9 protein-coding genes are annotated in these 11,153 nt (G+C 73.0%); 4 read left to right on the top strand and 5 right to left on the bottom strand.

Annotated features, from left to right (window positions below):
• Positions 1-1,514: beta galactosidase jelly roll domain-containing protein (locus GV126_RS07150; RefSeq protein WP_201299810.1), on the top strand; the 1,514-nt coding region annotated here is incomplete at its 5' end.
• A gap of 109 nt (positions 1,515-1,623) precedes the next feature.
• On the opposite strand, the gene arfA is transcribed toward GV126_RS07150, so the two are convergent.
• The 5 genes from arfA to GV126_RS07125 all read right to left on the bottom strand — a co-directional run bounded on the left by arfA (position 1,624) and on the right by GV126_RS07125 (position 7,392).
• On the bottom strand, positions 1,624-3,138 hold the full coding sequence (gene arfA, locus GV126_RS07145) for an arabinosylfuranosidase ArfA (protein ID WP_159663704.1): 1,515 nt from the start codon (positions 3,136-3,138) through the stop codon (positions 1,624-1,626).
• Between the two features lie 20 nt (positions 3,139-3,158).
• A complete protein-coding gene (locus tag GV126_RS07140; protein ID WP_419796065.1) occupies positions 3,159-4,154 on the bottom strand; it encodes an arabinan endo-1,5-alpha-L-arabinosidase in 996 nt (331 codons plus the stop codon).
• An 81-nt stretch (positions 4,155-4,235) separates the two neighbouring features.
• Positions 4,236-5,099, bottom strand: a complete 864-nt coding sequence (locus tag GV126_RS07135) for a carbohydrate ABC transporter permease (RefSeq protein WP_159663702.1) — start codon at positions 5,097-5,099, stop codon at positions 4,236-4,238.
• Complete coding sequence (locus GV126_RS07130; RefSeq protein ID WP_159663700.1) at positions 5,096-6,037, bottom strand: carbohydrate ABC transporter permease; 942 nt, start codon at positions 6,035-6,037, stop codon at positions 5,096-5,098. Before GV126_RS07130 ends, GV126_RS07135 begins: the two co-directional genes overlap by 4 nt.
• Positions 6,034-7,392: an extracellular solute-binding protein gene (locus GV126_RS07125; protein ID WP_159663698.1), complete on the bottom strand. Its 1,359-nt coding sequence runs from the start codon at positions 7,390-7,392 to the stop codon at positions 6,034-6,036. Before GV126_RS07125 ends, GV126_RS07130 begins: the two co-directional genes overlap by 4 nt.
• 397 nt (positions 7,393-7,789) lie before the next feature.
• Here GV126_RS07125 and GV126_RS07120 point away from each other — a divergent pair, with 397 nt between their 5' ends.
• From GV126_RS07120 to GV126_RS07110, 3 genes are read left to right on the top strand one after another with little or no spacing between them, the layout of a single operon-like run.
• Positions 7,790-8,392 carry a toxin-antitoxin system, toxin component family protein gene (locus GV126_RS07120; RefSeq protein ID WP_159663696.1) on the top strand — a complete coding sequence of 201 codons (603 nt, stop codon included), beginning with the start codon at positions 7,790-7,792 and terminating at the stop codon, positions 8,390-8,392.
• Positions 8,389-9,678: an MAB_1171c family putative transporter gene (locus GV126_RS07115; RefSeq protein ID WP_236569910.1), complete on the top strand. Its 1,290-nt coding sequence runs from the start codon at positions 8,389-8,391 to the stop codon at positions 9,676-9,678. The genes GV126_RS07120 and GV126_RS07115 overlap by 4 nt, the downstream gene beginning before the upstream one ends.
• Positions 9,626-11,062, top strand: coding sequence for an FAD-dependent oxidoreductase (locus GV126_RS07110; RefSeq protein WP_236569909.1), 1,437 nt, complete (start codon positions 9,626-9,628; stop codon positions 11,060-11,062). Before GV126_RS07115 ends, GV126_RS07110 begins: the two co-directional genes overlap by 53 nt.
• Positions 11,063-11,153 lie beyond the last annotated feature (91 nt).

The following is an 11,153-nucleotide window of genomic DNA, read 5'->3' as shown; positions in this document are numbered from 1 at the left end:
CGCAGCCCATGCTGGTGCTGTCCGCCGGGCGGCAGGACGTCGCCGTGTTCTGCGGGCGGCGCGGCGCCATGGCCCGGGTGGTGCTGGAGGCCGCCGAGGAGCCGCTGGTGACCCGGCTGAGCCAGCAGGCCGCGTACGTGTGGGACCGGGGGCTGCTGCGGGTGACCGCGCCGCTGGGCGCGGGCGGGCTGATCGGGGTCCGGGTCGAGGGCGGCGACACCGACCGGCCGCTGCTGATCCTGCTGGCCGACGACGCCACCTCGCTGCGCCTGTGGCCGTACGACACCCCGGCGGGCTCCCTGGTGGTGTACGGCCCGAAGCTGCTGCGCACCGCCGAGGTGCGCGGCTCCACGCTGCATCTGACCGGCGACACCGTGGAGGCGACCGACCTGGAGGTGTGGGGGCCGCGCGGCGTGGAGGGCCTGACCTGGAACGGCCGGCCGGTGCCCGCGCGCGTGACCGGCTCGGGCAGCCTGCGCGCCGTCGCGCCGCTGCCCGGCGTGCCCGAGGTGCGGCTGCCCGAGCTGGGCGGCTGGCGGATGCGGACGGAGAACCCGGAGTCCGCGCCCGGCTTCGACGACTCCTCCTGGCGTGCGGCGGACAAGAGGTCCTCGTTCAGCACGACGGCCGTGCCCGAGGGGCAGCCGGTGCTGTTCGCCGACGACTACGGCTTCCACTACGGCGACGTGTGGTACCGGGGCACCTTCGACGACGCCACCGGGGTCGAGTCCGTCTCCCTCGCCTACAGCGCGGGCACGCAGGGGCTGTTGATGGCGTGGCTGGACGGGGTGCCGCTGGGCACCCACCGGATGCCCGTGCCGGACGCGCACACGCTGGGCACGGGGACGTGGCAGGCCACCGCGACCTTCCCGGTGCGGGCCCGTCACGTGGCCGCGGCCGGCCCGCACGTGCTGTCGGTGCTGGTGCGGCCGATGGCCCACGACCAGGACGGCGGGGTGCGCGACACGCACAAGGCGGCGCGCGGGCTGACCTCGGTCACCTTCGCCGGTGCCGTCCCGGCGGTGCGGTGGCGGCTCCAGGGCGCCGGCGCGCCCGATCCCGTGCGCGGGCCGCTGAACAACGGCGGCCTGTACGGGGAGCGGCACGGCTGGCACCTGCCCGGCTTCGCCGACGCCGACTGGGAGCGGGTGGACCTCCCGCGGACCGTGTGGCGGCAGGGGGTGACCTGGTACCGCACGACGTTCCGGCTGGACGTCGACCCGGGTGTGGACGCCTCGATCGGGCTGACCCTGGACGACGCCCCGGACCGGGCCTGGCGGGCGCAGATCTTCCTCAACGGCTGGAACATGGGCCAGTACGTCAACGACGTGGGCCCGCAGCACACCTTCGTCCTGCCCAACGGCATCCTGCGCACCCGCGGCGCCAACACCCTGGCGCTGGCGGTCCTGTCCGGCGGGGACACCCCTTCGGGGCCGGGCCGGGTGCGGCTGACGCTGCTGGGCAGCGCGGCCGGCGGGGTGACGGTGGCGCCGGTGGACTCCCCCGGCCGCTGACGGCGGCGGCCGGGACCCGGCGGGGCGTGCCCGGCGGGACCCGGCCGGGACGTGCGCGGGCGGGACCGGCCGGCCCAGGGAGTCCCGCCCCCCTGGACCGGCCGGCCCGCTAGGCCAGCCTGATCACGTTCCAGGACAGCGGCTCCAGAGTGGCGGTGAGCGTGCCGCCGGTCAGCGTGGTGCCGGTGACCGCGTGCGGGGCCACGCGCTCGGGATCGGCGAGGGTGTTGCGGGCGTCGGGGTCGGCGTCGGCCAGAGCGCTGTGCTCGACGACCCGGGTGAGGTCCGGTCCGGCCAGGGTGACCTCCAGGGGCAGCGGCTCGGTGCGGCTGCGGTTGACCGCGAAGACCGTCACCGTGCCGTCCTCGCCGCGCACCGCGGTGGCGTGCAGCAGGTCGGCCTGCCCGTACTTCTTCGTCTCGTACGTCGGTGAGTCGACGCGGACGTCCAGCACCTGCCCGCGGCCGTACCGCGCGGCCTGGGCGAACGGGAAGAACGTCGTCTGCCGCCAGGCCGGGCCGCCCGGCTCGGTCATGATCGGGGCGATGACGTTGACCAGCTGTGCCAGGCACGCCACCGTCACCCGGTCCGCGTGCCGCAGCAGCGCGATGAGCAGGGAGCCGAAGACGACGGCGTCGGTGACGCTGTAGCTGTCCTCCAGCAGGCGCGGCGCCTCGGGCCAGTCCAGCGCGCCGACCTCGGCGTCCGTCCGGGACTGGTACCAGACGTTCCACTCGTCGAAGGAGAGGTCGATCTTCTTCTTCGACTTCAGCTTCGCGCCCACGTGGTCGCAGGTCGCGACGACGTTCTCGATGAAGGACTCCATGTCGACGGCGGAGGCGAGGAAGGAGTCGACGTCGCCGTCGAGGGGCTCGTAGTAGGCGTGCAGGGAGATGTAGTCGACCAGGTCGTAGGTCTCCGTGAGGACCGTGGCCTCCCAGTCGGCGAACGTCGGCATCCCCTGGCCGGAGCTGCCGCAGGCGACCAGTTCGACCCCCGGGTCGATCTGGCGCATTGCGCGGGCGGTCTCGGCGGCGAGCCGGCCGTACTCCTCGGCCGTCTTGTGGCCGGTCTGCCAGGGGCCGTCCATCTCGTTGCCCAGGCACCACAGGCGGATGCCGAAGGGCTCCTTGTCGCCGTGGGCGATGCGCAGGTCGGACAGGGCGGTGCCGGCCGGGTGGTTGGCGTACTCCTGGAGCTGGAGCGCCTCGGCGACGCCCCGGGTGCCGAGGTTGACGGCCATCATCGGCTCGGCCCCAGGGCCGATCTTCTTCAGGAACGCGATGTACTCGCTCAGGCCGAAACGGTTCGTCTCCGTCGAGCGCCAGGCGACGTCCAGGCGGCGCGGGCGCTCCTCGACCGGGCCGACGGAGTCCTCCCAGCGGTAGCCGGAGACGAAGTTGCCGCCGGGGTAGCGGATCGCGGTGACGCCCAGTTCGCGGACGAGGTCCAGGACGTCGGTGCGCAGGCCCTCGGCGTCGGCGCTGGGGGGGCCGGGTTCGTAGATGCCGGTGTAGACGCAGCGGCCCAGGTGCTCGACGAAGGAGCCGAACAGGCGCGGGTTCACGTCGCCGACGGTGAAGGCGGCATCGAGGGTGAAGCGGGCGGTGGTGCGGGGGCTCATGGGGTCCTTTCCGGGTCGGGTCACGTGAGCGTGGGCCAGCCGTCGCGCGTCCAGCTCAGCTTGTTGAGGCCGAGCTTGGGCGTGCCGTTGTCCTCGGCGTCGTAGTAGTGGTAGGCGAGCCAGTCGGTGCCGTGGTCGCGGAAGACCGACTCGCCGCCGGGGCCGGTGTAGCGGCCGTGGGAGGCGAGGAGCAGGTCGCCGCCGCCCTCCAGCAGGGGCTTGCCGGTGCTGTCGGTGTACGGGCCGGTGACGGACGTCGAGCGGCCGACGCGGATCTTGTACGTGGAGTTCACACCGGCGCAGCAGGCGTCGTAGGAGGCGAAGAGGTAGTAGGAGCGGCCGTGCCGGACGAGGGACGGGCCTTCGACCGCGTACGGGGCGTCGGGGCGGGTGGCCAGGTGGTGGACCTCGGCCCCGGGGAGCGCCGTGCCGGTCTTCGGGTCGAGTTCGACCATGCGGATGCCGGTCCAGTAGGAGCCGAAGGTCATCCACAGCCTGCCGTCGGCCTGGAGGACGGCCGGGTCGATGGCGTTGAAGCCGTCGGTCGTCTCGGAGGTGAAGACCTTGCCGTGGTCGGTCCAGGTGCCGGGCAGGCCGGTCGGGGAGGTGGCGACGCCGATCGCGGAGTGGTTGGTGCCCCAGGAGGAGACGGCGTAGTACAGCCAGTAGCGGCCGTCGCGGAAGGACAGGTCGGGCGCCCAGGGGTCGCCGGTGTCGTTGTACTCGTACCACCAGCTGGGCGGCCGGGTGAAGGCGTTGCCGGCGTCGTCCCAGTGCCGCAGGTCCTCGGACGTGCGGGCGCCGATCACGCCGCCGGTCGAGTAGGCGACGTAGCCGCCGGACTTCAGGGCGAGGACGGTCGGGTCGTGGACGATCTGCTGCCCGGTGATCGGCCGGGGGTCGGGGTAGTCGGCGGCCCGGGCCGTGGACGGCAGGACGGCGAGGGCGGCGGCGGCGAGGGCCGTCGCCAGTCGCAGGGGTTTCAGTCGCAGGGGTCTCAGTCGCGGGGGTTTCAAGGGAGCGGCTCCTGTTCGCGGGTTCCTCGGCCTGCGCGGCCGGTTCGCGGGTTCATCGCCTGCGCGGTCGGTTCACGGCCTTCACTGGCCGGCGAGGCCGGTGTGGGCGACGCCCGCCACGATCTGGCGCTGGAAGAAGACGAAGGCGACGATCAGCGGCAGGCCGGCCATCAGGCCGCCGGCCATGAGCTGGGCCCACTGGATGCCGTAGGAGTTCATGACGGTCGCGATGCCGTTCGGCATGGTCATCAGGTCGGGGTTGTTGGTCACCATGTAGGGCCACAGGAAGTTGTTCCACGAGGCGATGAAGGTGAAGATGCCGACCGCGGCGAGCGAGGAGCGCGACAGCGGCAGCACGACGGTGAAGAACACCCGCCAGCGGCCGGCGCCGTCGATGAACGCGGCCTCCTCCAGTTCGCGCGGGACGCCCTGGAAGAACTTGTAGAGGATGTACACCATCGCGGCCGGCGCGCACTGCGGCAGGATCATGCCCCAGTAGGTGTCGACCATCCCCATCTGCTGCACGGTGGTGAACAGGGGCACGCCGAGCACGGCCGGGGAGATCATCAGGCCGGACATCACGACACCCATGAGCACCGCCTTGCCGCGGAACTCGGTGCGGGCGAAGCCGTATCCGGCCAGGGCGCTCACCAGCACGACGATCGCCGTGACGCAGACGGAGACGACGAGGGAGTTCACGAACCAGTCGGTGATGTTGCCGGTGTCGAACAGCGCCGTCCACGCCTGGCCGGTCCAGTGCTCGGGCAGCCAGTGCGGCGGCACCTCGACGGCCTCCGTCTCGGACTTCAGCGACGTGAACAGCGCCCAGGCCAGCGGCGACAGGAAGACGACGGAGACGGCGACGCCGAGCAGCGTGAGCACGACCTGGCTGGCGGTCCAGGGCTTGCGTGCCGTGGTCTCGACCCGGATCTGCGTGGCGGTCATCGCACGCCCTCCTTACGGTTGCGCAGCAGCCACATCCGCGCCAGGGCGACGGCCGCGATGATCACGAAGAAGACGATGGAGATCGCGGAGGCGTAGCCCACGCGGTAACTGGTGAAGCCCTCTTCGAGGGTGTACTGGACGAAGGTGCGGGTGGAGTTCTCCGGGCCGGGTCCGAAGTCCTGCATCACCACGGCCTGGTCGAAGACCTGCAGCGAGGCGAGGATCTGCAGGGCGATGACGAGACCGGTGATGTCGCGCAGCATCGGCAGGGTGATGTGGACCATGCGGTGCCAGGCGCCTGCGCCGTCGAGCTTGGCGGCCTCGTACAGGTGGTCCGGGATGGACTGCAGGGCGGCCAGGTACAGCAGGAAGCTGAAGCCGACCGTCCACCACAGGGTGCAGATCACCACGGCGAGCATCGCGTACCGCTTGTCGGTCAGCCACGGGGTGTCGATGCCGAAGACGTAGTTGACCATCCCGGTGCCAGGGTTGAACAGCCACTGCCAGAGGTTGCCGGCGACGGTGGACGGCAGCAGGAACGGGGCGAAGAAGCACAGCCGCCACAGCCACTTGCCGCGCTCGATGTGGTGGGCGAGCATGGCCAGCAGGAACGCGAGGACGGTGATGCAGGGCACCACCAGGAGCGTGAACCAGGCGCTGTGGCCGAGCGCGTCCCACATCAGCGGGTCGTGCAGGGCCTCGCGGTAGTTGTCGAGGCCGATGAAGCGCGTGTGGTCGCCGGAGATGTTGGCGTCGGTGAAGCTGAGCCACAGGCCGCGCAGCACGGGCCAGAGCACGAACAGCGCGAACAGCGCCAGGAACGGGGCGACGAACCAGCCGCCGTGCTGGAGTCCCTGCCGGCGGCGCACGGTGGCGCTCGCCGCGGCGCCGCGGGCGCGCGAGGCGGTGAGAACGGTCTCGGCACTGGTCGTCGTCATGCGACGGCACCTCCCTGCGCGGCGGTCCTGCCGTCCATGGGGTTCTTCATGGCGAGCAGCGCGGCCAGTTCCCTCTTCATCCGGCGGGCCGCGGTGTCCGGGGCGGCGGAGCCCATCGTCGAGGAGACGACGATCGGGCCGACGCGCTGGGCGAGAATGCCGGTGGAGCCCGCGAACCACACCTTGGGCTCGGTGGCCTGGTGGTCCATCGCCGAGACGTACTCGTTCTGCGGCGACAGCTTCCGGTACGCCTCGGTGGACAGCGTCGGCGTGTAGGCGGGGATGTGGCCGCCGGCCGCCCACTGCCGGGCGTGGCGGACGATGTAGGCGGCGAGGCGGTGCGCGCCCTCGTTGGGGGCGCCGCCGCGGTCGGCCTGGTGGGGCAGCACGAAGGAGTGCGACTCGGCGTGGGTGGCCCGCTTGCCGAAGACCGGTGGCAGCGGGGTGGCGCCGTAGTCGAGTTTCGCGCCCGTGAAGACCGGCACCGACCAGTTGCCCTCCCAGCAGAACGGGGAGCCGTTGACAAACTGTTCGGCGCCGGCGCCGCCGCCGAAGCCCGGGTCGGCGTAGCCGTCGGTGATGTGCCGGCGCAGGAACTCCAGGACCTCGGTGGCCTTGTCGGTGTCGAAGGTGACCTCGGTGCGGGCGTCGTCGAACCAGGTGCCGCCGAGCTGGGTGTAGAAGGCGACGAAGAACCACCACTGGAAGTTCTGGTCGTTGTGCCAGAAGCCGATGGTCTGCAGACCCTTGCGGGTGGCCTTCTTGGCCTCCTTCAGCACCCCGAACCAGTCGTCGGTGGAGGTGACCGGGACCATCCGCCCGTCGGCGCCGAGCAGGCCGGCCTTCTTCAGCACGTCCCGCCGGTAGAAGCACAGCTGCACGTGGATGTCGAGCGGCAGGGCGTAGAGCTTGCCGTCGATCACGGCGCGTTTCCACAGGGCCGGGTTGAAGTCCTTCTCGTGGACGCCGTACCGGGCGAGCAGGCCGACGTCCCACGGGTCGAGCAGGCGGCCGGGCGAGAAGCCGGGGACGCGGCCGAGGTGCATCACCCCGAGTTCCGGCGCGCGGTTGCCCGCCGCCGCCATGGCGAGCTTGGTGTAGAAGGGGTTGCCCCACTGGAGGGTGGAGTCCTTGACGGCGATGCCGGGTTCGGCTTTCCGGAAGGCGTCCAGCATCGCGATCATGTTGGCGCCGTCGCCGCCGCTGAACAGGTTCCAGAACCGCACGCGGGTGCGGCCCCCCGTCGCGAGCGCGTCGGCGCCCGTGCCGAGGGCGGCGAAGCCCAAGCTGCCCGCCACCGCCAGGCCGCCCGCGGCGGCGAGGAGTTGCCTGCGATGCAGGCCAGGTCGTCCCATGTACCCGCCCTCACTCGTCGTGTCGTGGAGCTGCGCAGATGCGCGGTCGTGGTGCCGACGGAGCCGCGTCCGGTTTTGGCGTCCAGTCCGGATGGCCGTCTCGTCGTTCGGTATTTCGACATCTGCTCGTAACTTCGAACGGGACCGTAGGGTGGAAGCGATTCCACGTCAATGGGTCGTGCGTGACTTTCGCCCGGCTGTGAGCACCCCGGGAGCGGACACGGCGGAAACCCCGGGCGACAGCGCAGGAGAAAACACGGATCAAAAGCCGTCCCCGCAGCGGTCGTTCTCGGCTGAACAACGGTCGTCCGATCGCATGGCGCGCGCACTTCCGGCCGCGTAGGCTCGGACGGCGTGCCCTGCCGCGGGGGAGCCGGGGGCCGGAAGGGGTGAGGGGATGGACTTCGCGGGCGCGCGGCGACGGGCGGCACGGCGCGCCGCCGGAGCGCTGCGCCGCGTCCGGCCGGGCGCGGCCCGGCGCGCGCTGGCCGCCGACCTCGCCGCGGCCGTCCGCGCCCGGCCCCGTCCCCCCGCCGGCGTACGGGAGCTGTGCCGGGCGCTGTGCGAGGAGATGAGCGCGCGGCGCGGCGGGCGGCCGGTGCAGCTGCGCTTCGAGCGTTTCCCCGACGAGATCGAAGTGACCGGGCTGTGCGTGGAGTTCCAGGACTTCGACCTGGTCATCGTCGAGGAGCGGGCCGAGGGCGTGCAACAACTGGTCATCCTGGGACACGAGTTGTGGCACCTGCACGCCGGGCACCGGCACCACCACGTCTCCGGTGTCGCGGCCGAGCGGGTCCTGGCCGGGAAACCGGGCTGGCGGGACACGGCGCTGACGGTGGCCGCGCGCGACGGTTCCCGCGAGGCCGACGAGGCCGTGGCGGACGACTTCGGGCACCGTCTGGCCACCGTCTTCCGCCCCTACCTGGGGCGGAGCGCCGCCGTCCCCGACCCGGTCCAGCGCACCCTGGGCTACCGCGGACACCCCGGAGCGGCCCGGTGACCGCGTCGGCCTTCGACCCGGCGGCGCTGCTCGACGCCGTGTACGTCCCCTTCTGGATCCCCGCGGTGGTCCTCCCCGCCGCGCTGGTCATCAAGCTGCCCACGATCGTCCGGCTGTGGCGCGACCCGCTGCTGCGCGCGGTCGGCGGGCTGCTGCTGCTGGCGTGCGGGGTGTTCGTGTTCTGCGCGCCCTCGACGATCGCCCGGGTCAACCGGCTCACGGGCGTGCCGAACATCTCCGCGCCCTGGTGCTACTCGCTGCTGACCGCGTTCTGCGGCTCCTGCCTGCTGCTCATCATCACCTGGCGCAGCGGCCTGTCGGAGGGTTTGCCCACCACGCGGCGCGCGGTGCGCTGGGTGGTCGGCGTCTACTCGGGCGTGATCGTGGCCCTGTGGGTGCTGTTCGCCCTGGCCGACGCGCCCGTGGAGCGGCTGCGCGACCTGGACACGTACTACGCCCGCACCCCGTTCATGCGCGAGGAGATCCTGCTCTACCTCACCGCGCACGCCGTGGCCTGCCTGATCACCTCCCGGCTGCTGTGGAACTGGGTGCGCGCCGAGGGTCTGGACGCCTGGCTGCGCGGCGGGCTGAAACTGCTGGGCGTCGGATACGTGCTCAACCTGGTCTTCGACGTCTCCAAGCTGACCGCGGTCGGCGCCCGCTGGACGGGGCACGACCTGGACTGGCTGAGCACCAACCTGGCGCCGCCCGTGGCCGCCCTGTCCGCCATCCTGATCGCGGTCGGCTTCATCCTGCCGCACGCCGGCCAGTACCTGCACGACCGCTGGCGGGTGCACCTGGCCCACCGCGAACTGCGGCCGCTGTACGAGCTGATGCGCACCGCGAGCGGCGGCGGTGTGCCCTTCGTGCTGCGGGCCACGCCCGAGCTGCGGCTGATCCGGCGCGAGACGTTCATCCGGGACGTGCTGCTGCCGCTGGCCCGGCACCTCGACGCCGGCCTGGCCGCCCGCGCCCACGAGGCCGCGCGCGCCCTCGGGCATCCGCCCGAGCGGGCCCGGGCGCTGGCCGCCGCGGTGGCCATCACCGACGCCGTGGAGGCCCGGAACCGCCGGCCCGAGCCGCCCGACACCGACCCCTCGCCCGACCCCACGACCTTGCTCAAGGAGATCGGGGCCGTCTCCCGAGCCCTCCGCCGTCCCGACGAGATCGAGGCGGTCCGCGCCCGGGCGGCCGCCCCAGCAGAGAGCGTTCCCGTCCATGAGCCAGCCGTCCATGAGTCAGCCGTCCCTCAGCCGCGCGCCCGTCAGGTGCACCTCCCTGAGTGACCGCACCACCGCCGTCGTCCTCGGCGGCTCCCTGTCCGGCCTGCTCGCCGCCCGCGCCCTGGCCCCCTTCGCCGGCCGCGTCCTGCTGGTGGAGCGCGACGCGCTGCCCGCCGGGCCCGAGCCCCGCAAGGGGGTGCCGCAGGCGCGCCACGTGCACCAGCTGTGGTCGGGGGGCGCGCGGGCGCTGGAGCAGCTGCTGCCCGGTGTCACCGGGCGGCTGCTGGCGGCCGGCGGGACCCGGATGGCGGTGCCCACCGACATGGTGGCGCTCTCCCCGCACGGCTGGTTCCGGCGCTGGGGGGAGTCGGCGTTCCTGCTGCGCAGCAGCCGCGACCTGCTGGAGGCGGTGGTACGGCGGGACGTGCTCGCCGACGGGCGCGTGACGGCCGTGGACCGCACCGAGGTGCTTGGACTCACCGGCAGCAGGGCGGCGGTCACCGGGGTACGGCTGCGCGGGCCCGACGGGGCCGAACGCACCCTGGGGGCCGGCCTGGTGGTGGACGCCACCGGGCGGGGGTCGCGGGCACCGCGGTGGCTGGCCGCGCTCGGACTGCCCGCGCCGCGGCGGCGGGAGGTCAGCTCGGGCGTGGCGTACGCGAGCCGGCTGTTCCGGGCGCCGGGCGGGGCCGCGGAGGGCTTCCCGGTCGTCAACGTCCAGGCCGATCCGCGCGGCGGGCGGCCCGGATGCGGAGGGGTGCTGATGCCCGTGGAGGACGGCCGCTGGATGGTCACCCTGTTCGGCAGCCGGGGCGGCGAACCCAGCCCCGAGGCCGGCGACTTCCTCCGGTACGCCCGTGAGGAGCTGCGCCACCCGGTCATCGCGGAGCTGCTGGCCGGCGCGGAACCGCTGAGCGATGTGGCGTTCACCCGGACCACCGCCAACCGCCGCCACTACTACGAGCGGATGCCGGCCTGGCCGGAGAACTTCGCGGTGCTCGGCGACGCGGTGTGCGCGCTGAACCCGGTGTACGGCCACGGCATGACCGTGGCCGCCCAGACCGCCCTCGCGGTCCGCGACCTGATCCGCCGCCGGGGCTGGGGATCGGCCGGGCTGGCCCGGCACATCCAGCGGACGGTGGGACGCACGGTGCGCACCGCCTGGGACCTGGCGGTCGGCTCGGACGTGTTCTATCCGCAGGCGACCGAGACCGGCCCGACGCTGCGGGAGCGGGTGACGGCGGCGTACGTGGGGCGGCTGATGTACACGGCCACCGGCAACGGGCGCATCGCCCGCCGGGTGACCGACGTGACCTCGCTGGAGCGGGGCGCGCAGGCGCTGCTCGCGCCGAGCGTGCTGCTCGCGGCGGCGGTGGGCCCGCTCAAGCCGGCGCTGGACGGGCCGCCGCTGACGGGACGGGAGCGCAGGGCGGCGGGGTTGCCGTGACCGGTGGGCGCGTGTGATCGGTGGGCGCGTGTGATCGGTGGGCGCGTGTGACCGGTGGGCGCGTGTGACCGGTGGGCGCGTGTGATCAGGG

The organism is Streptomyces mexicanus (assembly GCF_902506575.1).
Lineage (GTDB): Bacteria > Actinomycetota > Actinomycetes > Streptomycetales > Streptomycetaceae > Streptomyces > Streptomyces mexicanus.
The sequence above is the reverse complement of the archived record's forward strand: the minus strand, read 5'-3'. Positions and strand labels throughout refer to the sequence as shown.